At 57.9% G+C, this 25,504-nt stretch carries 21 protein-coding genes; 14 read left to right on the top strand and 7 right to left on the bottom strand.

Annotation, left to right across the window (positions count from 1 at the left end):
- Positions 1–63: 63 nt before the first annotated feature.
- Entirely contained in the window at positions 64–2,343 is a 2,280-nt protein-coding gene (locus tag BMW97_RS21345; protein WP_045909190.1) for a hybrid sensor histidine kinase/response regulator, read from the bottom strand.
- A 233-nt stretch (positions 2,344–2,576) separates the two neighbouring features.
- Here BMW97_RS21345 and BMW97_RS21340 point away from each other — a divergent pair, with 233 nt between their 5' ends.
- The 7 genes from BMW97_RS21340 (at position 2,577) to lpxO (ending at position 9,724) form a co-directional block, all read left to right on the top strand.
- Positions 2,577–4,097 (top strand): sugar ABC transporter ATP-binding protein, encoded by a 1,521-nt coding sequence (locus BMW97_RS21340; protein WP_039266969.1) that lies wholly within the window; start codon positions 2,577–2,579, stop codon positions 4,095–4,097.
- The gene (locus tag BMW97_RS21335; RefSeq protein WP_045909189.1) at positions 4,094–5,089 is read left to right on the top strand and encodes an ABC transporter permease subunit; all 996 of its coding nucleotides are present in this window, start codon (positions 4,094–4,096) and stop codon (positions 5,087–5,089) included. The genes BMW97_RS21340 and BMW97_RS21335 overlap by 4 nt, the downstream gene beginning before the upstream one ends.
- Positions 5,090–5,119: 30 nt before the next feature.
- A complete protein-coding gene (locus BMW97_RS21330; protein WP_021242935.1) occupies positions 5,120–6,061 on the top strand; it encodes an ABC transporter substrate-binding protein in 942 nt (313 codons plus the stop codon).
- Between the two features lie 49 nt (positions 6,062–6,110).
- The gene (locus BMW97_RS21325) at positions 6,111–6,797 is read left to right on the top strand and encodes a D-lyxose/D-mannose isomerase (RefSeq protein ID WP_045909188.1); all 687 of its coding nucleotides are present in this window, start codon (positions 6,111–6,113) and stop codon (positions 6,795–6,797) included.
- Between the two features lie 10 nt (positions 6,798–6,807).
- The gene (locus BMW97_RS21320; RefSeq protein ID WP_045909187.1) at positions 6,808–7,668 is read left to right on the top strand and encodes a ketose 1,6-bisphosphate aldolase; all 861 of its coding nucleotides are present in this window, start codon (positions 6,808–6,810) and stop codon (positions 7,666–7,668) included.
- Positions 7,668–8,672, top strand: a complete 1,005-nt coding sequence (locus tag BMW97_RS21315) for a carbohydrate kinase family protein (protein ID WP_045909186.1) — start codon at positions 7,668–7,670, stop codon at positions 8,670–8,672. Before BMW97_RS21320 ends, BMW97_RS21315 begins: the two co-directional genes overlap by 1 nt.
- Before the next feature lie 143 nt (positions 8,673–8,815).
- Positions 8,816–9,724 carry a lipid A hydroxylase LpxO gene (gene lpxO / locus BMW97_RS21310; RefSeq protein ID WP_008500041.1) on the top strand — a complete coding sequence of 303 codons (909 nt, stop codon included), beginning with the start codon at positions 8,816–8,818 and terminating at the stop codon, positions 9,722–9,724.
- Positions 9,725–9,727: 3 nt separating this feature from the next.
- Here the strand turns inward: lpxO and BMW97_RS21305 are convergent, their stop codons facing one another.
- Positions 9,728–10,459: a response regulator gene (locus BMW97_RS21305; protein ID WP_045909185.1), complete on the bottom strand. Its 732-nt coding sequence runs from the start codon at positions 10,457–10,459 to the stop codon at positions 9,728–9,730.
- Between the two features lie 256 nt (positions 10,460–10,715).
- Here BMW97_RS21305 and fdhF point away from each other — a divergent pair, with 256 nt between their 5' ends.
- From fdhF to BMW97_RS21290, 3 genes are all read left to right on the top strand, one after another.
- Positions 10,716–12,863: a formate dehydrogenase subunit alpha gene (gene fdhF, locus BMW97_RS21300; RefSeq protein WP_082087749.1), complete on the top strand. Its 2,148-nt coding sequence runs from the start codon at positions 10,716–10,718 to the stop codon at positions 12,861–12,863.
- Positions 12,864–13,185: 322 nt separating this feature from the next.
- A complete protein-coding gene (locus tag BMW97_RS21295; RefSeq protein WP_045909184.1) occupies positions 13,186–13,338 on the top strand; it encodes a Hok/Gef family protein in 153 nt (50 codons plus the stop codon).
- A 121-nt stretch (positions 13,339–13,459) separates the two neighbouring features.
- Positions 13,460–14,134, top strand: coding sequence for a tetratricopeptide repeat protein (locus BMW97_RS21290; protein WP_023618154.1), 675 nt, complete (start codon positions 13,460–13,462; stop codon positions 14,132–14,134).
- An 80-nt stretch (positions 14,135–14,214) separates the two neighbouring features.
- Here the strand turns inward: BMW97_RS21290 and gltP are convergent, their stop codons facing one another.
- On the bottom strand, positions 14,215–15,528 hold the full coding sequence (gene gltP / locus BMW97_RS21285; protein WP_045909183.1) for a glutamate/aspartate:proton symporter GltP: 1,314 nt from the start codon (positions 15,526–15,528) through the stop codon (positions 14,215–14,217).
- Positions 15,529–15,951: 423 nt separating this feature from the next.
- Between gltP and acs the strand changes: the two genes are divergently transcribed.
- The 3 genes from acs to actP all read left to right on the top strand — a co-directional run bounded on the left by acs (position 15,952) and on the right by actP (position 19,999).
- A complete protein-coding gene (gene acs / locus BMW97_RS21280) occupies positions 15,952–17,910 on the top strand; it encodes an acetate--CoA ligase (protein ID WP_045909182.1) in 1,959 nt (652 codons plus the stop codon).
- A 128-nt stretch (positions 17,911–18,038) separates the two neighbouring features.
- Positions 18,039–18,353, top strand: coding sequence for a DUF485 domain-containing protein (locus tag BMW97_RS21275; RefSeq protein WP_008503396.1), 315 nt, complete (start codon positions 18,039–18,041; stop codon positions 18,351–18,353).
- Positions 18,350–19,999, top strand: a complete 1,650-nt coding sequence (gene actP / locus BMW97_RS21270; protein WP_045909181.1) for a cation/acetate symporter ActP — start codon at positions 18,350–18,352, stop codon at positions 19,997–19,999. Before BMW97_RS21275 ends, actP begins: the two co-directional genes overlap by 4 nt.
- A gap of 32 nt (positions 20,000–20,031) precedes the next feature.
- On the opposite strand, the gene BMW97_RS21265 is transcribed toward actP, so the two are convergent.
- Both BMW97_RS21265 and BMW97_RS21260 read right to left on the bottom strand, forming a co-directional pair.
- Entirely contained in the window at positions 20,032–20,721 is a 690-nt protein-coding gene (locus BMW97_RS21265) for an LrgB family protein (RefSeq protein ID WP_045909180.1), read from the bottom strand.
- Positions 20,714–21,124 (bottom strand): CidA/LrgA family protein, encoded by a 411-nt coding sequence (locus BMW97_RS21260; RefSeq protein WP_021242769.1) that lies wholly within the window; start codon positions 21,122–21,124, stop codon positions 20,714–20,716. Before BMW97_RS21260 ends, BMW97_RS21265 begins: the two co-directional genes overlap by 8 nt.
- Before the next feature lie 102 nt (positions 21,125–21,226).
- Between BMW97_RS21260 and BMW97_RS21255 the strand changes: the two genes are divergently transcribed.
- Positions 21,227–22,114, top strand: a complete 888-nt coding sequence (locus BMW97_RS21255) for a LysR family transcriptional regulator (RefSeq protein ID WP_024906729.1) — start codon at positions 21,227–21,229, stop codon at positions 22,112–22,114.
- 81 nt (positions 22,115–22,195) lie between these two features.
- Here the strand turns inward: BMW97_RS21255 and BMW97_RS21250 are convergent, their stop codons facing one another.
- Positions 22,196–23,842, bottom strand: a complete 1,647-nt coding sequence (locus tag BMW97_RS21250; protein ID WP_008503391.1) for a Na+/H+ antiporter — start codon at positions 23,840–23,842, stop codon at positions 22,196–22,198.
- A 150-nt stretch (positions 23,843–23,992) separates the two neighbouring features.
- On the bottom strand, positions 23,993–25,342 hold the full coding sequence (gene ghxP, locus BMW97_RS21240; protein WP_008503390.1) for a guanine/hypoxanthine transporter GhxP: 1,350 nt from the start codon (positions 25,340–25,342) through the stop codon (positions 23,993–23,995).
- Positions 25,343–25,504 lie beyond the last annotated feature (162 nt).

Here is a 25,504-nt window from a genome sequence, read left to right as displayed (position 1 = left end):
TTTTGCGCAGATTAACATCACCGGCGTCAACGATGCTCTTGATGAAATCCTAAACAGGGGCATTTAAAAACATATTTTCCGCAGAGTCTGCGCCAGCTGCGCCCGCGTAAATGGCTTACGCAATAACGGAACGTCCGGCAGCTGAGGATTATGCGAGGGCCGTAAATCCTGGCCGCTGATCAGCAGCACCGGAAGCTGCGGATAATGACTGCGCACATGGCTAATCACCTCGGCCCCGCTCAGGCTTCCGGGCAACATCAGGTCGCTGATAAACATGCCAATATCCGGCGACGCCGCCAGCATGCTCAGCGCCTGCTCGCCGTTTTCCGCTTCGAGCGTCAGATAGCCAAGCTGGTGCAACTGCTCGCACAGGGTCTGACGGACATCCGCTTCATCCTCCAGCACCAGCACCAGGCGCTCGCTCTCGACGGAGGCGGTGGCTGACAGCGCTTCATCAACTGCAGCGGCGGGCTGCGTCGAGCGCGGGAGGTGAAGCCGCACGGTCGTTCCCTGTCCCGGCGCGCTTTCAATCTCCACGCGACCACCGGACTGGCGCACAAAGCCGTACACCATCGACAGGCCTAACCCGCTCCCGCTCCCGGTCTGTTTGGTGGTGAAGAACGGTTCAAAGACCCGGGATTTGACCTCCTGCGACATGCCGCTGCCGCGGTCAATGACTTCCAGCGCCACCATATCCTGCCTGCGTCCGTCGCTGCGGGTAACGCGCTGATTCCAGGTGCGAATTTTAATCACCCCGCTTTGCCCTTCCATCGCATCACGCGCGTTCATCACCAGATTAATGATGGCGTTTTCCAGCTGGCTGACGTCGATCCATGCGGGCCATGCCGGGGATTGCGCTTCAATTTCCAGGGTCAGGGTGGCGGGCAAGGAGTGACGCAGCAGTTCCCGGAGGTTCTCCAGCAGCGGCTGCATCTCTACCGCATGCGGCGTCAGGGATTGCTTGCGGGAAAACGCCAGCAGGCGCTGGGTCAGTAAGGCGCCACGCTCGGCCGCCTTCAGCGCCCGGCTGATGCGCGGCGCGTCGTTTGATTCGGGGTCGGTGAGCTCAAGACTGCCGATGATCACCGCCAGCAGGTTATTAAAATCATGCGCCAGCCCGCCCGTCAGCTGCCCGACCGCCTTCATTTTCTGGCTGTGCAGCAGCGCCTCTTCCAGCCCCTGACGCTCAATGCGGTCGATCTCCATCTGCGTGGTTTTTTCTTTCAGCAGGCGCGTGGTGTGCTCAAGCGAGGCGGTGTTGCGGGCAAAAACGTTAAACGCGCGCGCCAGTTCACCCAGCTCATCGCGCCGCTGCAGCGCGGGGACGGACACATCCTGTTCACCGTGAGCAAGACGCGACATCGCCCGGGAAATGGCCGTCAGGTTGGAGGCCAGATTGCGGTAGATATACCAGCAGGCACACCCGGTGATGATCAGCGCCAGCACGGCGAAAATGGTGATAAATACGCTGATGGATTGCAGTTCGTGATGGCTCTGGGCGGTGCGAAGCCGGGATGCCTGCGCCACCTGCTCCACGTACTGATTGATGTCGCTGTTGAGGATCGCCACCAGCGCCTTGATGTGGAACATATACCAGCTTATCGCCAGATCGCTCTCCTCCAGCTGCTTCGACAGCGGGGCGAGCTGACCTAGCTCGGCATTAAAATCAGGCAGAACCGCCTTTACGACCGGCTGTACGGTATTTCGGGGCAACGTTGCGGCCACCGCGTCCAGTTGCTGGATGGTCGCGCGCGGCGAAGGGGTATCGATGGCGGCGGCGATCAGCCGGTCCATCTCCATCAGCTGCTGCGCACCCGGTACGTTACTGTCATAACGGCGGTTGATGTCCTGCAGATGACGCAGGTAACTCTGGCTTTGATATAGCGAGCTCAGCAGGGCATTACGCTCCAGATGGCGTCGCTGTCCGCGCTCCAGCATCTCCGTCACGCTCTGCTGTAACTCATTGCTTCGTTGAATAATACGCGCCACCAGAGCTGGCTCCTGCTGCGCCAGCGGCGCCTCCGCAAGCTGCTCCAGCGAATGGCGGAGGGCCATTTGCGTCTGCTTCAGGCGCTCGGCTTCTCCTTTGTACTCGAGTGCCCCCACCACCTGCGAGAGCCGCACCGCCGCCGTCGCCACGTTGGCGGTATCGCGGGCCAGGTTCATGCTGCCGGTCATATCGTCCAGCGTTTGCTGCTGAACCTGCTCCTGGATTTGACTGGCGTGACGGAAGCCGAGCACCGCCACGCCGCTCACCATCAGCGTCACGGCGACCACCAGCAGATTGAAAATCAGCAGGCGACCGCGGGCGCTGGCGAAGAACGGGGGGCGGTGTGATGGCATGGATTGAGGCTCCTTTGCGGTTTGTTGTCCCCTCACCCTAACCCTCTCCCCAAAGGGGCGAGGGAATAATTTGCTCCCTCTCCCTTTCAGGGAGAGGGCCGGGGTGAGGGTAATTCAATAACTGTGATCCACATTAGCTATTCATAACTATGACAAATATGAACAGCTTCTGACATTTTGCATTTACGCACCTGTGATGAAGTGCAGAAATCGGCATTCACAGGAGATCCGCCATGAGCAGAACCCCGGTATTAGAGATGCGCAACATTGCCAAAACGTTTGGCAGTTTCCACGCGCTCAAGGGTGTGGATTTGACGGTTTTTCCCGGTGAGATCCACGCGCTGATGGGCGAAAACGGCGCGGGAAAAAGCACGCTGATGAAAATCCTCGCGGGGGCCTATACCGCCACTCACGGCGAGATCCTGATTGACGGTCAGCCGTTTCACATTAAAGGGCCGAAGGATGCGCTTGCCGCGGGCATCACCCTGATTTATCAGGAGATGCAGCTCGCGCCTAATCTGACCGTAGCCGAAAATATCTTCCTCGGCAGCGAGCTGTCGCGCGGCGGGATGGTGCAGCGCAAAGAGATGGCTGCCCAGGCGCAGGCGGTGATTGACCGCCTCGGCGCACAGTTCAGCGCCACCGATCTGGTGATGAAGCTCACCATCGCCGAACAGCAGCAGGTAGAAATTGCCCGCGCGCTGCACCGCAACAGCCGCATTCTGGTGATGGATGAACCCACCGCCGCCCTCTCCTCGCGGGAAACACATCGCCTGTTTGAACTGATTTTACGCCTGCGCGATGAAGGGATGGCGATCATTTATATCAGCCACCGCATGGCGGAAGTGTATGAACTCTCTGACCGCGTCAGCGTTCTGCGCGACGGGCAGTACGTCGGCAGCCTGACGCGCGACAAGCTTAACGCCTCCGAGCTGGTGCGCATGATGGTGGGACGACCGTTAAGCGACCTGTTCAACAAGGAGCGTGATATCCCCCTCGGCAGCCCACGCCTCAACGTGCATCACCTCACCGACGGTAAAAAAGTACAGCCCTGCAGCCTGCAGGTGCGTTCCGGCGAAATCGTCGGGCTGGCGGGGCTAGTCGGGGCCGGACGTTCCGAGCTGGCACAGCTTATCTTCGGCGTGCGCAAAGCCACGGGCGGCATGATTGAGGTCGACGGCGAGCCGGTGGTGATCCACTCCCCGCGTGCGGCCATCGAAAACGGCATCGGTTTTCTCACCGAGAACCGCAAGGAGCAGGGACTGTTTCTGGAGCTGGCGGCGCAGGAGAACATCACCATGGCGACGCTGGAGCGCGACGCCACCTTCGGCATGTTAAACCGCAAAAAAGCGCAGGCCATCTCCGATGACGCCATCGCCCTGCTTAACATCCGCGTGCCGCATGCTCAGGTGCGCGCGGGCGGGCTGTCGGGCGGCAACCAGCAGAAGCTGCTCATCTCCCGCTGGGTCGCGATTGGCCCACGCATTCTGATTCTGGACGAACCCACGCGTGGCGTGGACGTCGGGGCGAAAAGCGAGATCTACCGCATCATGAACCAGATGGCGCGCAAAGGGGTGGCGATTTTGATGATCTCCAGCGAGCTGCCGGAAGTGGTGGGGATGAGCGACCGGGTGTACGTGATGCGCGAAGGCAGCATCGCGGGCGAGCTTCACGGGCGTGACATCTCTCAGGAAAACATTATGACGCTGGCAACCGGCGTGAACGACACTCATCATCAGGCGGTGCAATCATGACAACTCCAACCCATCCGCAGCAGGTGGCGAAATCCGCCTCCGCCAAAAAAATGCTGATGAGCGATCTGATGCAAACGGTCGGTATTTTGCCAATTCTTATCCTGATTGTGGCGGTATTTGGCTTTATTGCCCCGAACTTCTTTACCGAGAGCAACCTGCTCAACATTACCCGTCAGGCGTCGATCAACATCGTGCTGGCGGCGGGAATGACCTTCATTATCCTCACCGGCGGGATTGACCTCTCCGTGGGGTCGATTCTCGGCACCACGGCGGTGGCCGCGATGGTGGTATCGCTCATTCCCGAATTCGCCGGGCTGTCCATTCCCGCCGCGCTGATGCTCGGCATGGTGCTGGGCCTGTTTAACGGCGCGCTGGTGGCTTTTGCCGGGCTGCCGCCCTTTATCGTCACGCTCGGCACCTACACGGCGCTGCGCGGCGCGGCGTACCTGCTGGCCGACGGCACGACGGTCATTAACTCGAACATCAACTTCGAGTGGATCGGCAATAACTATCTCGGCCCAATTCCCTGGCTGGTGGTGATCGCCCTGGCGGTCATTGTGGTGTGCTGGTTCATCCTGCGCCGTACCACGCTTGGCGTTCATATCTACGCCGTGGGCGGCAACATGCAGGCGGCGCGCTTAACGGGGATTAAGGTCTGGCTGGTGCTGCTGTTTGTCTACGGCATGAGCGGCCTGCTCTCCGGCCTCGGCGGCGTCATGAGCGCCTCACGCCTGTACAGCGCTAACGGCAACCTCGGCACAGGCTACGAGTTGGATGCAATTGCGGCAGTGATCCTTGGCGGCACCAGCTTTGTCGGCGGGATCGGCACGATCATCGGCACGCTGGTCGGCGCATTGATCATCGCCACCCTCAACAACGGCATGACGCTGATGGGCGTCTCCTACTTCTGGCAGCTGGTGATCAAAGGGGCGGTGATCATCATTGCGGTGCTGATCGACAAATACCGTACCCGAAACCATCAAAGTGCATAACAACAATACCCTACGAGTGAGGAAGACAAGATGCGTTTGAAACCGTTAGTAACCGCGCTCTGTGCTGGCGCGCTGCTTGCCGCAACGCCGTTTGCGCAGGCGAAAGATCTGAAGTCCATTGGCGTGACGGTGGGTGACCTGGCTAACCCGTTCTTCGTGCAGATCACCAAAGGTGCCGAGCTGGAAGCGCGCAAACTGGCGGGGGATAACGTCAAGGTGACGCTGGTCTCCAGCGGGTACGATCTGGGCCAGCAGGTGGCGCAGATCGACAACTTCATCGCCGCGAAAGTGGACATGATCATCCTCAACGCCGCGGACTCCAAAGGGATCGGCCCGGCGGTGAAGCGCGCGAAGGACGCCGGGATCGTGGTCGTGGCGGTTGACGTCGCGGCGGAAGGGGCTGATGCGACCATCACCTCCGATAACACCCAGGCGGGTGAGATGGCCTGTAAGTACATTACCGACCGCCTGAAAGGGAAAGGCAACGTGGTGATCATCAACGGACCGCCGGTCTCTGCGGTGCAAAACCGCGTGGAAGGTTGCCAGACGGAGTTCAAAAAACATCCGGATATCAAGGTGCTCTCGGATAACCAGAACGCCAAAGGCAGTCGTGAAGGCGGTCTGGAAGTCATGACCTCCCTGCTGGCGGCCAATCCGAAGATCGACGGCGTGTTTGCGATTAACGATCCGACCGCGATCGGCGCCGATCTGGCCGCGAAACAGGCGCAGCGCAATGAGTTCTTTATCGTTGGCGTGGATGGTTCACCGGACGGTGAGGAAGCGCTGAAGCGTGAAAACTCGCTGTTTGTGGCGACCCCGGCGCAGGATCCGCAGGTCATGGCGGCAAAAGCGGTGGAGATCGGCTATGACATTCTCCAGGGCAAACCTGCACCGAAAGCGCCCGTGCTGATCCCGGTGACGATGATCGATAAAAAGAACGTCGGCACGTATAAGGGGTGGACGGTTAAATGATCCTTTTCCCTCTCCCGCAGGGAGAGGGAACTGTTTTCAAGGAGTCCCCATGAAACGCTCCGACATTAACGAAATCCTCGGCCACACGCGGCAGTTTTTCTCCATGCACGACGTGCATCTCCCGCCTTTTGCCAGCTTTCCGCCAACGAAATGGCAGCAGCTTGATCAGGCTGCATGGCAGGAAGTGTTCGACCTCAGGCTCGGCTGGGACGTGACGGCATTCGGCGGCAACAACTTTGCCGCTGAGGGCCTGACGCTGTTTACCCTGCGCAACGGCTCGCCCAACGGCGTGCCGTATGAAAAAAACTATGCCGAAAAAATCATGCACGTGCGGGACGGCCAGGTCACGCCGATGCATTTTCACTGGCGTAAACGGGAAGACATCATCAACCGGGGCGGCGGGAATCTGATCGTGGAATTATGGAATGCCGGGGCGCATGAAGAGACGGAAAACACCGACGTGACGGTCACCGTCGACGGCTGCCGTCAAACCCACGCCCCCGGCAGCCAGCTGCGCCTCACGCCAGGGGAAAGCATCTGCCTGACGCCCGGTCTTTACCACAGTTTCTGGGGCGAACGCGGCTTCGGCGACGTGCTGGTCGGGGAAGTGTCCTCGGTCAATGACGATGAACACGACAACCACTTTTTGCAGCCCGTTGCCCGCTATAACAACATCGAAGAAGATGAGCCGGCGCTGCTGGTGCTGTGCAACGAGTACAACCTGTTTCGGATATAAGGGGTGAATGATGCCATTGATTTCTCTTGCCGACGGTCTTGCCCACGCCAGACAACACCGCTATGCGCTGGGCGCATTTAACGTGCTCGATTCCCACTTCCTGCGCGCGCTGTTCACCGCCGCAAAGCAGGAGCGCTCGCCGTTTATCATCAACATCGCCGAAGTGCACTTTAAGTACGTGTCGCTGGATTCCCTTGTCGAAGCGGTGAAGTTCGAAGCCGCCCGTCACGACATTCCCGTGGTGCTCAATCTCGACCACGGCCTGCATTTCGAGGCGGTGGTGCGCGCCCTGCGCTTAGGGTTCAGCTCGGTGATGTTCGACGGCTCTACGCTGAGCTATGAGGAAAACATCCGCCAGACGCGGGAAGTGGTGAAGATGTGCCATGCGGTGGGCGTCTCGGTGGAGGCGGAGCTGGGCGCGGTCGGGGGTGATGAAGGCGGCGCGCTTTACGGACATGCGGATGAAGCCTTCTTCACCGATCCACAGCTGGCGCGCGAATTTGTCGATTCAACCGGCATCGACGCGCTGGCCGTCGCCATCGGCAACGCACACGGCAAGTATAAAGGCGAGCCGAAGCTCGATTTCCCGCGTCTGGACGCCATTCGTCAACAGACTGGACTGCCGCTGGTTTTACACGGCGGCTCCGGGATTAGCGATGCCGACTTCCGCCGCGCCATTGAGCTGGGCATTCATAAAATCAATTTCTATACCGGGATGTCGCAGGCCGCGCTCGCCGCCGTGGAGCAGCGTATGGCAAAACGCCAGCCGCTCTACGACGAGTTTGCCGAGCTGCTGCTGGGCATAGAAGAGGCGATTACGGATACGGTCGCCGAACAGATGCGCATTTTCGGCAGCGCGGGGCAGGCATAATGGAACGTAAAGGCATCATCGCCGCAGGCAATATGCTGGTGGACCACGTCCACCAGATCGTGCAGTGGCCGGAGCGCGGCTGGCTGGCGGAAATCACCCACAGCGAACGCTCAACCGGCGGCGCGCCGCTCAACGTCCTGCTGACGCTGGCGAAAATGCACGTTGGCCTGCCGCTGCAGGCGGTGGGGCTGATTGGCGAAGACAGCGACGGAGACTACATTCTGGCGATGCTCGACCAGTACCACGTCAACCGCCAGCGCGTACAGCGCACCACCTTTGCGCCAACCTCCATGTCGCAGGTGATGACCGATCCCAGCGGACAGCGCACCTTTTTCCACTCACCGGGGGCCAACCGCCTGCTGGATCTTCCCGCTTTCGATCGCTTAGACGGATCGATGAAGATCTTCCATCTCGGCTATCTCCTGCTGCTCGACAGCCTGGATATGCCCGATGACGAGTTCGGTACCCGCAGCGCGCGGCTGCTGGCACAAATGCGTGACCAGGGGTATGAAACCTCGCTCGACCTGGTTTCCCGCAAGGGTGACCCACGCTATCAGCCGCTGGTGCTCCCTGCCCTGCGCCATCTCGACTATCTGGTCATTAACGAGCTGGAGGCCGGTGAGTTTAGCGGCCTGACAATGCGTGATGAAAACGACGCCCCGCACATTGCCCATATCGCCGATGCCGCGGCGCAGCTGCTGGCGGCAGGCGTACGCCAGCGGGTGGTGATCCACTGTCCGGAAGGCGCATGGGGAGAAGCCCGCGGTGAAGAGGGTCGCTGGATCCCGTCATGGATGCTGGAGCAGGAAGAGATTATCGGCAGCGTCGGCGCGGGCGATGCCTTTTGCGCGGGCTTTTTATACGGCTGCCATGAATCGCTGCCGCTGACAGAGAGTATTTATCTGGCGCACGCCTGCGCGCGGGCAAGCCTGCTGGCCGCCAATGCGATTGACGGCGCAAAAACGCTGGCCGAGCTGCAGGCGTTTATTCGCGAGAGCGTTTAATTTAACAATAATTGCGATATTTCATTACAGTTCTATGAATTTTACATCCCTGAACTACACTCTCTCCATCTGGCATATTCGGCGTGGGCAGCACACTGTCCGCACGCTTTTCCGAAATGAGATAGAAAGAGGACAAGGGAAAAATGTTCGCAGCCATCATCATCGGTATTTTCATTATCAGCGTTATTTATGCGCATTCACGCGGCAAAGAAAAACAGACGCTTTCTCGTCAGCTCTTCGACCATTCGACGTTCATGGCGCCCATCAATATGTTTATGACAGCGTTTTCTTCCCTGCCCGCCAGGCAGCCTTTCTTTGAAACAGAACGCTTCCCGGAATTAAATAAGCTGACGGAAAACTGGCTGGTTATTCGCGAAGAGGCCCTGCGTTTGCAGCATCATATTAAGGCGGCGGAAAATAATAACGACGCTGGCTTTAACACCTTTTTTAAACGCGGCTGGAAACGTTTTTATCTGAAGTGGTATGCCGATGCCCATCCCTCCGCGCAGTCTTTATGCCCGGTGACGACCCGGCTGGTAAGTGAAATCCCCTCAGTGAAGGCGGCCATGTTTGCCGAGCTGCCGGCGGGAGCGAAGCTTGGCAAGCACCGGGACCCGTACGCGGGCTCGGTTCGTTACCATCTGGGCTTATTCACACCGAATGACGATCGCTGCTTTATTGAAGTCGACAGGCAGCGCCACAGCTGGCGGGATGGTGAAGCCGTTATTTTTGATGAGACCTACGTCCACTGGGCAGAGAATAAAACGGATCAAACGCGCATTATTCTCTTCTGCGATATTGAGCGTCCGATGAAATGGCGCTGGGCGCAGGCGGTTAACCATTGGGTGGGAACCACGCTAATGTCTGCAGCCAGCTCACCGAATGACGAGAATGACAGCACTGGTGGCATTAACCGCATTTTTAAATACGTTCATGCAGGTCGCGAGCGGGGGCAGCGTCTGAAAAAAAGAAACCGTAAGGCCTATTACGCCCTCAAGTATCTGTGCATCGCTGCAATCTTTGCCGCCATCATTGTTCCGGCGATAACGTAAGCCTTATGCCGCCTGTTCGGGCCGGCTCACATCGGTGGCAAACACGTAACCCAGCCCGCGGATCGTTTTGATGAGCGCAGGCTGATGCGGGTTAGCCTCTATTTTCCGGCGCAGGCGCATGATCAGCACGTCAATCGTGCGATCGAACACGTCGGCGCTTTCGCTGTGGGTCAGCTCGAGCAGCCTGTCACGGCTCAGCACCCGACGGGCATTTTGCGTGAGCGCCAGCAGCAGGCCGTACTCGCCCTGGGTTAAGGGCACAGGATTACGCTGCGGATCGCTCAGCTCGCAGCGGGTGGTATCAAGCGTCCATCCGTTAAACGCAATGCCCGCGACGGGCGCTGCGGGAGCTTCCGCCGCCAGCACGCCCGTACGGCGCAGCACCGCTTTCACGCGGGCAACCACCACGCGCGGGTTGAACGGTTTGCCAATATAATCGTCGGCCCCCATCTCCAGCCCCACCACCACGTCTGACTCGCTGCCCAGGCCGGTTAACATCACAACCGGTAGCGCCGGACGCTGCTTTTGCAGCTGCAGCAGAACCTGCAGGCCGTTGATATCCGGCAGCATCATATCCAGCAGCACAAGCGCGATATTCGGCTCCTGCTGCACCTGGCGCAGCGCATCCTGGCCGTTATGGCAGACAAGCACGCTAAAGACGTGCTCGCTCAGCACGTCCTGAAGCAGTTCGCAGACTGCCGTATCGTCATCAACCACCAGAATCGCCGGTTTCATCGTATGCTTCCGTCAGGGGATTATGTTAAGTCTGAACTATTCTGCCGTCGGCTCCAGTCAAAAGGTTTTTTCAGTGACGGAAATTCAACCCATGTCACATCCGCCGCCCTGTCGACACGTCAATTTTGACGATTGACTGCTTTTTGTCAGGGTTTTCACCCCGAATGGGCCGTAAAGTCAGGGTATACCCCTACAAAAAACATGGCATAGAAGCTGCATAGTGGGTGCGAACGATTCGATTAACTGGAGCAGACTGATGAAAAAAGTCGTCACGGTTTGCCCTTATTGTGCCTCAGGTTGCAAGATCCACCTGGTGGTCGATAACGGCAAAATCGTCCGGGCGGAGGCCGCGCAGGGGAAAACCAACCAGGGCACGCTGTGCCTGAAAGGTTACTACGGCTGGGATTTTATTAACGATACCCAAATCCTTACCCCGCGCCTGAAAACCCCTATGATCCGCCGCGAGCGCGGCGGCAAGCTGGAAGCCGTCTCCTGGAACGAGGCGCTGGATTACGTCGCCACGCGCCTGAGCGCCATCAAGGCCAAGTATGGCCCGGATGCCATCCAGACTACCGGCTCTTCCCGCGGGACGGGAAATGAAACCAACTATGTGATGCAAAAATTCGCGCGCGCCGTTATTGGTACCAATAACGTCGACTGCTGCGCTCGCGTCTGACACGGCCCATCGGTTGCAGGTCTGCACCAGTCGGTCGGTAACGGCGCAATGAGTAATGCCATCAACGAGATAGATAATACCGATCTCGTCTTCATCTTTGGTTATAACCCGGCGGATTCTCACCCTATCGTCGCGAACCACGTTATTCGCGCTAAACAGAATGGGGCGAAAATCATCGTCTGCGATCCGCGCAAAATTGAAACCGCGCGCATTGCGGATATGCACATTGCATTGAAAAACGGCTCGAACATCGCGCTGTTGAATGCAATGGGACACGTCATCATTGAGGAGAACCTGTACGACCAGGCGTTTGTCGCGACCCGTACGGAAGGCTTTGAAGAGTATAAGAAAATAGTCGAAGGCTACACGCCAGAGTCGGTTGAAGCGATAACCGGCGTCAGTGCGCAGGCGATCCGTCAGGCGGCCAGGATGTATGCCGGGGCGAAAACCGCCGCCATCCTCTGGGGCATGGGCGTGACCCAGTTCTACCAGGGCGTGGAAACCGTGCGCTCTCTGACCAGCCTCGCGATGCTGACCGGTAATCTGGGTAAAGCCCACGTTGGCGTGAACCCGGTGCGTGGTCAGAATAATGTGCAGGGCGCCTGCGATATGGGCGCGCTGCCGGATACTTATCCTGGCTACCAGTACGTGAAATTCCCGGAGAACCGCGCCAAATTCGCGAAGGCCTGGGGCGTGGAAAGCCTGCCGGAACACACCGGGTACCGCATCAGCGAGCTGCCGCACCGCGCGGCGCATGGCGAAGTGCGTGCGGCCTACATCATGGGCGAAGATCCGCTTCAGACCGACGCCGAGCTCTCTGCGGTGCGTAAAGGGTTTGAGGATCTGGAGCTGGTGATTGTCCAGGATATCTTCATGACCAAAACCGCGGCGGCGGCGGATGTCATTTTACCGTCGACCTCCTGGGGCGAGCATGAAGGCGTCTACACCGCGGCCGACCGCGGCTTCCAGCGCTTCTTCAAGGCGGTCGAGCCGAAGTGGGATCTGAAAACGGACTGGCAGATTATCAGCGAAATAGCCACCCGTATGGGCTACCCGATGCACTACAACAACACCCAGGAGATCTGGGACGAGTTGCGCAGCCTGTGTCCGGACTTCTACGGCGCCACCTATGAAAAAATGGGTGAGCTGGGATACATCCAGTGGCCGTGCCGGGATGAGTCGGAGGCCGATCAAGGCACGTCCTATCTCTTTAAGGAGAAATTCGACACCCCGAACGGGCTGGCGCAATTCTTCACCTGCGACTGGGTCGCGCCCATTGATAAACTCACCGATGAGTATCCGATGGTGCTCTCCACCGTACGTGAAGTGGGCCACTACTCCTGTCGTTCGATGACCGGCAACTGCGCCGCGCTGGCCGCGCTGGCGGACGAGCCCGGCTATGCGCAAATCAACACCGCCGATGCGGAACGCCTTGGTATTGAGGACGAGGCGCTGGTGTGGGTGAATTCGCGCAAAGGGCGGATCATCACCCGTGCGCAGGTCAGCGATCGTCCAAACAAAGGGGCGGTCTATATGACCTATCAGTGGTGGATTGGTGCCTGCAACGAGCTGGTAACGGAGAATTTAAGCCCGATAACCAAAACGCCGGAGTATAAATACTGCGCCGTCAACGTTGAGCCGATTGCGGATCAGCACGCGGCAGAACAGTACGTGATCGACGAATATAACAAGCTAAAAGCCCGACTGCGCGAAAGCGCAATGGGTTGAAGCCGTTAATTCATCGATGAATAAAGGGAGTGATATATTCACTCCCTTTTTATTTCCGATTAATTCATAAGAAATATAAATTATTATTCTGGAAAGCGGCTCGCAGAAATAATGTAATTTTCGCGAAAAGAAATTACATCTTTGCATTTTAATTCAGAGAGATAAGATATGCGGCGGGTGCTTAAGACTTTCTGTCTTGAGCATTGTTGAGGGACAGAAAGTAGAAAGCCCCGGGAAATTTTCATTTACCCGAGGCTACTCCCTCAACTCCCAACAGGTTGAGAGTAGCCTCTTATTCTTTTTTTGACAAGGAGTAAAAGGCATGACGCCATTAAAAACTGCGTTAGGCATCGTCTTTATTGTTTGCCTGACGATAGTGATCTTTACCTTTATTACTCGCGGTAAGCTCTGCGAGTTTTCAATAAAGAGTGAACATCAGGAGGTGGCGGCTAAATTAGCCTGCAACCCAGGCTAACCTCTATGGGCGGAACAACGGTTCCGCCCGACTTGTAGGATGCTGAGGTCTTAATGCACCCATTTTTTTCTTTTGCGCCCGCGATTATACTGCGCGGCGTGTACCCAGATGATAAGAATCCATGAAAGCCATTTTTCTGTTGTTAGTGTTTTTAACGTCCTTCGCCCGCGCGGATGAGATAGGCAGCCAGTATCGGAAACAGGCGGAAGCCGGTGATGCGCGTGCCCAGTATTATCTTGCCGATACGTACTTCAGCTCCGGCGACAGCAAGCAGGCCGCGCTGTGGGCCGAGAAAGCCGCGAAAGGCGGCGATGTCGACGCCATGGGGTTGCTCTCGCAAATCCTCTTTACGCAGGGCGATTACGCACAGGCCAAAGCCCTGGCCCAACAGGCAAACATTGCTGGCAGCAAACGCGGCGCGATCATGCTGGCGCGCATTCTGGTGAATACTCAGGCGGGGAAAACGGACTATCCGCAGGCTATCAGACTGTTGCAAACGGCAACCGAAGATATCGACAGTGACTCTGCGGTCGATGCGCAGCTGCTGCTGGGGTTGATTTATGCCAACGGCGTAGAGGTGGCGCAGGATGACGTGCAGGCCGCCTCGTGGTTCAAGCGAAGTTCAGCCCTTTCGCGTACGGGCTATGCCGAGTACTGGGCAGGGATGTTGTTCAGGCAGGGTGAGAAAGGCTTTATCACGCCAAATAAGCAGAAAGCACTGTACTGGTTGAACCTGAGCTGTACTGAAGGTTTTGATACGGGATGTGAAGAGTTTGATGCGTTGAGCGGGGAGTAAAGTGCCGGGTGGCGGCTTCGCCTTACCCGGCCTACAAGACCCGCAGGCCCGGTAAGCGCAGCGCCACCGGGCTTAAGAGATTAGCGATCGGCAGTCTTATCAAAACGACCCAGCACTTCGCGTTCATACGCCAGCGCCTTTTTACGATCGAATTTGTGCTCCCACTTGGCGATAACCAGCACCGCCAGAGCATTCCCCACCACGTTCAGCGCCGTACGCGCCATGTCGAGGATACGGTCCACGCCCGCGATAAAGGCCAGACCTTCCAGCGGAATACCGACGCTGCCGAGCGTCGCCAGCAGCACCACGAACGACACGCCCGGTACGCCTGCGATACCTTTAGAGGTCACCATCAGCGTCAGCACCAGGACGATCTCCTGCCACAGCGACAGATCAATGCCGTACAGCTGGGCAATAAAGATAGCGGCGATACTCTGGTACAGCGTGGAACCATCCAGGTTAAAGGAGTAACCGGTCGGCACCACGAAGCTGGTGATCGACGCTGGCGCGCCGTAGGCTTCCATCTTCTCAATAATACGCGGCAGCACGCTCTCAGAGCTTGCCGTGGAGTAGGCCAGAATCAGCTCATCTTTCAGGATACGGATCAGGATCCAGATGCTCAGCCCGCACAGACGCGCCACGATGCCCAGCACCACCAGCGCAAAGAACAGGATCGCGAAGTGCACCAGAATCACCAGCTTCGCCAGCGGCCAGAGGGAGGCAAAACCGAAGTTCGCCACGGTGACGGCGATAAGCGCAAACACCCCTACCGGCGCGTAACGCATCACCATGTGGGTCACTTTAAACATGGTCTCGGAAATAGAGCGGAACACGGTCACCAGCGGTTCGCGGTGCGTCGCGGGCAGAGAGGAGAGCCCCAGACCAAACAGGACCGAGAAGAAGATAATAGGCAACATCTCGCCCTTCGCCATCGAGGCCACGATGTTGGTCGGTACCAGAGAAAGGATAGTGCCCATCAGGCCGTGTGCATGGCTCTGCACGTCAGCGGTTGTACTTTGGTATTTCGAAATATCCACCGTAGCCAGCTGCGACATATCAATCCCGGAACCCGGCTGGAACACGTTCGCCAGGGTGATACCGAGAATGATCGCAACCGTAGTGATCACTTCGAAATAGATAATGGTTTTCGCACCAATACGACCTAACTGCTTCGCATCGCCGACGCCCGCAATACCCACCACCAGCGTCGAGATCACAATTGGTACCACAATCATCTTGATCAGATGAATAAAGATATCCCCTGCCGGTGAAAGCAGGTTCGCAATCAGCCAGTCGCGGCTGTCGCTGTGATAGTGGAGGTAACTGCCCAGCAGGATGCCCAGCACAAGGGCAATTAAGATCTGCCAGGCCAGGCTGACTTTAACGTTTTTCATAGAAACTGACTTCCTCAATGAAGCGCCTTATTCACTCAAACTGCATGAATAGGGGGACATACTGATAGGGTATGAATTGTGTTGCGTCGATTTATGGGATTTTTTAACGCGGCGTATGAGTATCATTTGCGCGGCCTGTTGCGCAAGCCTTAAAGAACGACGCATTTCACTCGTAAAAGCGTCCGTGACGGGAGTTTCTCCTGTTTCTAATAAATAACCTTTTGTTATAAAAACGCTTTTTTAAACATAAATGTGAATAATCGTCAGCATAAATTATTTTCCTTCAAAGTTTCATTCGCTCATTTTTCAACCTGTTCAAACAATGCGTGATCTGTAGCCCAAATAATAAACAAAGCTTGTAAAGCCCCTACTATTAACGTTTTTGCGACATATTATTAACATCTTACAAGGAGAAAAAAAGCCATGAGCCAAATACACAAACATGACATTCCCGCAAACATTGCGGACCGTTGCCTGATCAACCCGGAGCAGTACCACGAGAAATATCAGCAATCTATCACCGCCCCGGACACCTTCTGGGGTGAACAGGGCCATATCCTGGACTGGATCAAACCTTATCAGAAGGTGAAGAACACCTCCTTTGCGCCCGGTAACGTCTCCATTAAATGGTATGAAGATGGCACGCTGAACCTGGCGGCGAACTGCCTTGACCGTCACCTTGCCGCACGCGGGAACGAGACGGCGATTATCTGGGAAGGCGATGATGCCTCGCAGAGCAAACATATTACTTATAAAGAACTGCACCGCGACGTGTGCCGCTTTGCCAACGTCCTGCTGGAAAAAGGCATTAAAAAAGGCGACGTGGTCGCAATCTATATGCCGATGGTGCCGGAAGCGGCGGTGGCCATGCTGGCCTGCGCGCGTATCGGCGCCATTCACTCGGTTATCTTTGGTGGGTTCTCGCCAGAGGCGGTTGCGGGTCGTATTGTCGATTCAAGCTCAAAACTGGTGATCACCGCCGATGAAGGCGTGCGTGCAGGACGCGGTATCCCACTCAAGAAAAACGTCGACGAAGCGCTGAAAAACCCGAACGTCAAAACGGTCAGCAACGTCATCGTCCTTAAGCGTACCGGCGGCAAAATCGACTGGCACGAGGGGCGCGACCTGTGGTGGAGCGACCTGATTGAAAAAGCGAGCGACCAGCATCAGCCTGAAGAGATGAATGCGGAAGATCCGCTCTTCATTCTTTACACCTCTGGCTCAACCGGCAAACCGAAAGGCGTGCTGCACACCACCGGCGGCTATCTGGTCTACGCGGCCACCACTTTCAAATACGTCTTCGACTACCACCCGGGCGACATCTACTGGTGCACCGCCGACGTGGGCTGGGTCACCGGGCACAGCTACCTGCTGTACGGCCCGCTGGCCTGTGGCGCAACAACGCTGATGTTTGAAGGCGTACCCAACTGGCCGACCCCGGCGCGTATGTGTCAGGTCGTCGACAAGCATCAGGTCAATATTCTCTACACCGCGCCAACGGCGATCCGCGCATTAATGGCGGAAGGCGATAAAGCCATCGAAGGCACCGACCGCTCTTCATTGCGCATCCTTGGTTCCGTGGGCGAGCCGATTAATCCGGAAGCCTGGGAGTGGTACTGGAAGAAAATCGGCAACGAGAAATGCCCGGTCATGGACACCTGGTGGCAGACCGAAACCGGCGGTTTCATGATCACCCCGATGCCGGGCGCCACGCAGCTGAAAGCAGGCTCGGCAACCCGTCCGTTCTTCGGCGTGCAGCCTGCGCTGGTGGATAACGAAGGCAACCCACTGGAAGGGGCCACCGAAGGCAACCTGGTGATCACGGACTCGTGGCCGGGTCAGGCGCGTACCCTGTTCGGCGATCACGATCGCTTCGAGCAGACCTACTTCTCGACCTTTAAAAACATGTACTTCAGCGGCGACGGCGCGCGCCGTGATGAAGACGGTTATTACTGGATCACCGGACGCGTGGACGACGTGCTGAACGTCTCCGGCCACCGTCTGGGCACCGCGGAGATTGAATCGGCGCTGGTGTCGCATCCGAAGATTGCCGAAGCGGCCGTTGTCGGTATTCCGCACAACATCAAAGGCCAGGCGATTTACGCCTATGTCACTCTGAACCATGGGGAAGAGCCGTCGCCAGAGCTGTACACCGAAGTGCGCAACTGGGTGCGTAAAGAGATTGGCCCGCTGGCCACGCCGGACGTGCTGCACTGGACCGACTCGCTGCCGAAAACCCGCTCCGGCAAAATCATGCGCCGTATCTTGCGCAAAATCGCGGCAGGGGACACCAGCAACCTCGGTGATACCTCAACGCTCGCGGATCCTGGCGTGGTGGAAAAACTGCTCGAAGAGAAGCAGGCCATCGCAATGCCATCGTAATCTTTTCTCCCTCTCCCCGTGGGAGAGGGCCGGGGTGAGGGCATCAGACCGCACCTTCCTCCCCTCACCCTCTCCCCATAGGGGAGAGGGGATAAAAACAAACCAACCTTACCTTTGGAGACTCTGTGATGAATGACCATATTTGTCAGCAGATAGAGAATAGTGCGCACTACAGGGAGCTCGTCGATAAGCGGCAACGGTTTGCCTTCACCCTTTCCATCATCATGCTGATTATCTATGTCGGCTTTATTCTGCTGATCGCCTTTGCGCCGCACTGGCTGGGCACCCCGCTGCACGAGGGGACCAGCGTGACGCGCGGTATTCCCATTGGCATTGGCGTGATCGTGATTTCATTTGTGCTCACCGGCGTCTACGTCTGGCGCGCGAACGGTGAGTTCGATCGCCTTAATAAAGCGGTACTGCAAGAGGTAAAAGCATCATGAAGCGAGTCCTGACGGCGCTAGCCGCCACACTTCCCTTTGCCGCCCACGCGGCGGATGCCATTACCGGCGAGGTACAGCGCCAGCCAACCAACTGGCAGGCGATTATCATGTTCCTGATTTTCGTGGTGCTGACGCTGTACATTACGTACTGGGCGTCGAAACGCGTGCGCTCCCGTAACGACTACTACACCGCAGGCGGCAACATTACCGGCTTCCAGAACGGCCTAGCGATTGCGGGTGACTTTATGTCCGCCGCCTCGTTCCTCGGGATCTCCGCACTGGTCTACACCTCCGGCTATGACGGCCTGATTTACTCCCTCGGCTTCCTCGTCGGCTGGCCGATCATTCTGTTCCTGATTGCCGAGCGCCTGCGCAACCTGGGTCGCTATACCTTCGCCGACGTGGCCTCGTATCGCCTGAAGCAGGGGCCGATTCGCACCCTCTCCGCCTGCGGTTCGCTGGTGGTAGTGGCGCTGTACCTGATCGCACAGATGGTAGGCGCGGGTAAATTGATCGAGCTGCTGTTCGGCCTGAACTACCACATCGCGGTGGTGCTGGTGGGCGTGCTGATGGTGATGTATGTCCTGTTCGGCGGCATGCTGGCCACCACCTGGGTGCAAATCATCAAAGCGGTATTGCTGCTGTTCGGCGCCAGCTTTATGGCCTTTATGGTGATGAAGCACGTCGGGTTCAGCTTCAATAATCTGTTTACCGAAGCCATGGCGGTCCACCCGAAAGGAGAAGCCATTATGAGCCCGGGCGGGCTGGTGAAAGACCCGATTTCTGCCCTGTCGCTCGGTCTGGGCCTGATGTTTGGTACCGCAGGTTTACCGCACATTCTGATGCGCTTCTTCACCGTGAGCGATGCGCGTGAAGCGCGCAAGAGCGTCTTCTACGCTACCGGCTTCATGGGCTACTTCTATATCCTGACCTTTATCATCGGCTTTGGCGCGATCATGCTGGTGGGTGCAAACCCGGCGTTTAAAGATGCCGCGGGCGCGCTGATTGGCGGCAATAACATGGCGGCGGTGCATCTGGCCGACGCGGTGGGCGGCAACCTGTTCCTCGGCTTTATCTCTGCCGTGGCCTTCGCCACCATTCTTGCGGTGGTTGCGGGTTTAACGCTGGCCGGGGCGTCGGCGGTTTCGCATGACCTCTACGCCAACGTCTTCCGCAAAGGCGCGAGCGAGCGCGATGAGCTGAAGGTCTCCAAAATCACCGTGCTGGTGCTGGGCGTTGTGGCGATCCTGCTGGGCATTCTGTTCGAGAAGCAAAACATCGCCTTTATGGTGGGGCTGGCCTTCTCCATTGCGGCCAGCTGTAACTTCCCGATCATCCTGCTCTCCATGTACTGGTCGAAACTGACCACCCGTGGCGCGATGATTGGCGGCTGGCTGGGGCTGCTGACGGCGGTGATCCTGATGATTCTGGGCCCGACGATCTGGGTGCAGATCCTCGGTCACGCCAGTGCCATCTTCCCGTATGAATACCCGGCGCTGTTCTCCATTGCCGTGGCGTTTATCGGTATCTGGGTCTTCTCGGCTACCGACAATTCGCCGGAAGGTAACCTGGAGCGCGAGAAATTCCGCGCCCAGTTTATTCGTTCACAAACCGGTCTTGGCGTTGAGCAGGGCCGCGCGCACTAAACCTTTCTCCCCGGCCATTCTGGTCGGGGAGCTTAAAACATCACCCACGCCACCAGCGGCGCAACCAGCACCATCACCACGCCCGACAGCATCATCACCAGGCTCGCGACAACGCCCTCCTGCTGGCCCAGCTCATAGGAACGTGCCGTGCCCGCGCCGTGCGACGCCGCGCCAAATCCCGCGCCTTTGGCCATTCCTTCCCGAATAGAAAGCCGCAGAAAGAGCATATCGCCCACCGCCATCCCAAAGACACCCGTCACCACCACAAACAGCGCCACCAGGTCCGGCTGTCCGCCGAGGGGTTTAGCCGCCGCCAGCGCAAACGGCGTGGTCACCGAGCGCACGGCCAGGCTGCGCTGAATTTCATCGGGCAGCGTAAACAGTCTCGCCAGCCAGACGGAGCTACAGACCGCGACCACCGTGGCGGTGATCACGCCTGCGCTGAGCGACATCCAGTGGCGCCTGATAATCGCCAGGTTGTCATAAACGGGCACGGCAAAGGCGATGGTCGCCGGGCCGAGCAGCCACAGCAGCCAGTGGGATTCACCAATGTAGTTCTGCCAGGAAATGTGGCCGAAGACCAGCATCAGCACCAGCAGGATCGGCGTGAAGACCAGCGGCATCAGCGGCAGCGCATGAAACCGGCGATACAGCCGCTTGTTGGCGAAGTAGATCCCGAGCGTCGCGATCAGGCACAAGACGCTGATCTGAAAGTTAGTCATGTTTGTGCCTGCTGATTTCAAACCGGTAGACTTTATCCACGACCCAGGCGGTCGCCCCCAGCACCATCAACGTACTCAGCGCGATCACCGCAAAGATTCGCCAGCCGTCCACCATCAGCAGTTGCGCATAGTTCACCACCGCCACCACGGCAGGAACAAAGAACAGCAGCATCTCCGCCAGCAGCCAGCGCGCCCCGGCGCGCACCCAGTTAAGGGGGATCACGCGACAGAGGATGAGCGTCAGCATCAACAGCATCCCCACCAGGTTGGCAGGCAACGGCAGGTGGAGCCAGCCGACAAGATATTCGGCGAAAACAAACAGTCCCGCGTAGAGCAGTACCTGAACCGGGACCTGGAGTCGTTGTACAACGGCAGGCGTAACACGGCTTAACGCCACGGCCATGGGGGTTTTCCTCAAAAATGAGACGAGGTGCCAGTATAGTGAGCGCACGGTGTGGACTGAAATGAATTAAAATCATCAAAGGTATAGTTTCGAGGAATAATCATGGACATAAGAACGCTGCGCTATTTTGTCGAAGTGGTTCGTCAGCAAAGTTTCACCCGCGCAGCGGAGAAGTTGTTTGTTACCCAGCCCACCATCAGCAAAATGCTGAAAAACCTCGAAGATGAACTGAACTGTACCCTGCTGATCCGCGACGGGCGCAAGCTGCTGCTGACCGACACCGGACGCGTGGTGTTCGAACGCGGGCTGGCGATTCTGGCGGAGTTCCGCCAGCTGGAAGCAGAGCTGGACGATATTAATCATCTGACCAAAGGGGTGCTTCGCCTCGGCATTCCCCCGATGGTCGGCATGATGATGGCCGGGCCGATTAGCCTGTTTCGCCAGCGTTATCCCGGCGTAGAGCTGAAGATTTCGGAGTTTGGTGGGTTAACCGTCCAGCAGGCCGTCACTAACGGCGAGCTCGACGTGGCAATGACCGCCCTCCCCGTTGAGGAAGAGAGCGGCCTGGCGACGCTTCCGCTCTTTAGCCACCCGCTGTGCGTGCTGGTGCCCCGCTCCGGCGACTGGCTAAAGAGGGAGTCGGTGAAGCCTGAACTGCTCGGCGAGCACCCTCTGCTGATCTACAACGAAGACTTCGCCCTCAGCCGCCAGCTGATGACGCTGTTTAACCAGCATAACGTCAAGCCGCGCATTGCGGTACGCAGCGGACAATGGGATTTCCTGGCCGCGATGGTGCAGGCGGGCGTGGGGATTGCCATTCTGCCGCAGCCGATTTGCGAGCGTCTGGATAAAAACACGCTGCGCTGGATCCCGCTGGAGAGCGATCTGCACTGGCAGTTAGGGATGATCTGGCGTGAAGGGGTCTATTTGTCGCAGAGCGCGCAGGCGTGGCTGCAGTGTTGTGAGGGGTTTTGGGTGCGGTCTGAATAGTGCCCGGTGGCGCTGCGCTTACCGGGCCTACGTTCGAACCGTAGGCCGGGTAAGGCGAAGCCGCCACCCGGCAAAACAGCGCTACTGATTCTCTATCAACAGCGCTTCCAGCAGGTCCAGATCGTGCAGCAGCTTTTGCAGCGTCTCGTTGCTGATCTGGCGCGTGGCGCGCAGGTGGTACAGTTCGGCACGCTCTGAGCGCAGCGCTGCCAGACGGAACCGGCGTTCCAGGTTCTCCTCCTGCAGCGAGCTTTCCACATCGTTACGCCCGTCCGCGCGGCGGCGAAGGTTACCAATTACGCGGGAACTCACCTCCGTCAGCAGCTGATTATCGATGTTCTCTTCCGCATCCGCGGCCAGACGCTCTTCCATTTTCTGGATGGCGACAATCGCCACTTCGGCGGTCGCTGCACGCGCAATACGCTCTTCCTTGTGCTGCTGGGTCGAATCACCGACATCAATATGCTGGAGTAAAATCGGCAGCATAATCACGCCGACAAACAGTGAGAACAGAATGACGCCCGCCGCCAGGAACACCAGCTCGTAACGCGCCGGGAAGACGTCGCCCGTCGGCAACAGCAGCGGAATGGAGAGGACACCGGCAAGGGTTATCGCCCCGCGTACGCCCGCAAAAGAGGCAATCAGCAGTTCACGCGTTGTCCACGAACCAAACTCCATCGGCTTTTTCTTCAGGAAGCGGACGCTGAAGTTTTTCATCGTCCACAGCCAGCCGAAACGCACCAGCATCAGCGCCAGGTAGATCAGCACGATGTCGGTAAACAGCATCCAGACTTCAACGTTCGGATCGGCTTCGGCCGCCACCAGCGAGGATTCCATAATACCCGGCAGCTGCAGGCCCAACAGCAGGAACACCATGCCGTTAAAGACAAACTCCAGCATGGCCCAGGTGCTGTTGGCACGCAGACGCATAGCCAGCGGCGCGCGGCGCATCACACCGGAGCGGGTAATGGTCATCCCTGCCGCCACTGCCGCCAGAATGCCCGACACGCCGATATGTTCGGCAATCAGATAAGAGGCGAACGGCAGCAGGAACAGCAGTACGATCTGCGTAGCGGGTTCATCGCCGCCCCAGCGGCTGAGGAAGCGCAATGAGCGGCCGTACAGCCAGCTCACCACGAAGCCCGCGAGAATACCGCCGATGGCTACCTTAAAGAACTCCAGCGTCGCGCCGCCGACGGTAAAGACCATCGTGCCCATCGCAACGGCCACGGCAAACTTCAGGGCAACCAGGCCGGAGGCGTCGTTCATCAGCGCCTCCCCCTGTAAAATCCCCATAATTTTCTTTGGAATACGGCCTTCACCCACAATGCCGGACAGCGCCACGGCATCGGTTGGCGACAGTACGGCGGCCAGCGCAAAGGCAGGAATTAACGGAATGCCCGGTACCGTCCAGTAGATCAGAAAACCAATCCCGACGACGGTGACCACCACCAGCGCCAGCGCCAGGCCGAAGATCTCTCGCCCGTGCTCAAGGAATTCGCGCGTGGGCGTTTTCCAGCCATCGGCAAACAGCAGTGGCGGAATGAACAGCACGAGGAACAGTTCTGGGTCAAATTCCACGTGCAGGCCAAACGTCGGCCACGCCAGCAGCGCGCCGATGGCAATTTGCATTAATGGCAGGGGGACCTGAAAGGGCAGTACGCGTGTAACCACCCCGGATAGCGAGACCACAAGGGTCATGATGAGTATTGTGAAGAAGATTTCCATGCGTTCCCTGTTTGCTGTGTTGCTTATGTACTCCGGAAGGCGTCGTGCCTTTTATTCTATCTTCACCAGAGTAACGCAAAAGGCAACAGGATGAGTCCTGAAAATAAAAACGGGCGGCCTGAGCCACCCGTTTTCGCATCAAAGGCCAATTTAGATTGCCCAGCCGCCCGCGTAAAACGCCACCAGCGCAACGGCAATCACAACGGTGCCAACGTTCAGCTTGCGCCATTCCCCGGAGACCAGACGACCAATCACCAGCGACGCGAAGCCGATCATAATGCCGGTCACGATGTTACAGGTCAGCACGATAAAGACCGCGGTAATCAGGCCAGACATCGCGTCCACGAAATCCGCAAAGTCGATTTTCGCCACGTTGCTCAGCATCAGCAGGCCAACGTACATCAGCGCTGGCGCGGTCGCGTACGCCGGAACCAGGTAGGAGAGCGGAGAGAGGAACAGGATCAGCATGAACAGCACGCCCACGGTGATCGCCGTCAGGCCGGTTTTACCGCCTGCCGCCGTACCCGCTGCGGACTCGATGTACACCGCCGCAGGCGCTGCACCCACCAGGCCTGAGAAGACGCTGCTCAGGGAGTCCGTCGTCAGCGCTTTGCCGCCGTCAATAATCTGACCGTCTTTATCCAGCAGGTTCGCCTGACCGGCCACCGCACGAATGGTACCGGTCGCGTCAAACACCGCGGTCATTACCAGCGCCAGCACGCTTGGCAGGATGACCGGGTTCAGCGCGCCAACGATATCCAGGCTGCCAATCAGAGAGTTGCCTTTGTCATCACTCAGCGACGGCATGGCGAAAATGCCGGAGAAATGGACGTTCGGATCGAAAATCAGGCCGACAATGGAAACACCGATAATGGTCAGCAGAATGCCGCCCGGGACTTTCAGTTTTTCCAGACCGATAATCACCGCCAGCCCGATCAGCGACATGATCACCGGGAAGCTGGCGAAATGGCCGAGCGCCACCGGCAGACCGTCCAGCGGGTTCTTGATGACCAGACCGACGCCGTTGGCGGCGATCAGCAGCAGGAACAGGCCGATGCCGATGCCGGTACCGTGCGCCACGCCCTGCGGCAGGTTGCGCAAGATCCAGCTACGGATGCCGGTCGCTGAAATAACGGTAAACAGCACACCCATCAGGAAAACGGCGCCCAGCGCAACCGGTACGCTGATGTGCTGGCCCAGCACCAGGCTGAACGCGGTAAACGCGGTCAGGGAGATGGCGCAACCAATCGCCAGCGGCAGGTTCGCCCACAGGCCCATCACGATAGAGCCCACGCCGGCCACAAGGCAGGTCGCTACAAAGACAGCGGCTGGCGGGAAGCCCGCTTTGCCCAGCATACCCGGCACAACGATGACGGAATACACCATCGCCAGAAACGTTGTCAAACCGGCAACGATTTCCTGGCGCACGGTGCTGCCGCGGGCCGAAATTTTAAACATGGCGTCAAGTGAACCGCCAGTACGCGCAGATGGCGTAGACATAGAAAACATCCCCTGAGAGTTTTTTAGGAAGTCCGTAAGCGAGGTGGAGACGCCACTGCCAGCTAAACGTCAAATCCTTGTGTTGCGTTTGCGACGAAAGGGCGTCACAGAAAAAGCAAACGTTTAGCTCCGCGCTTACAAACGGGTGGTCAAATTAAGGCA

The sequence above is a fragment of the Enterobacter sp. NFIX58 genome (assembly GCF_900110475.1).
Lineage (GTDB): Bacteria > Pseudomonadota > Gammaproteobacteria > Enterobacterales > Enterobacteriaceae > Enterobacter > Enterobacter quasiroggenkampii.
The sequence above is the reverse complement of the archived record's forward strand: the minus strand, read 5'-3'. Positions and strand labels throughout refer to the sequence as shown.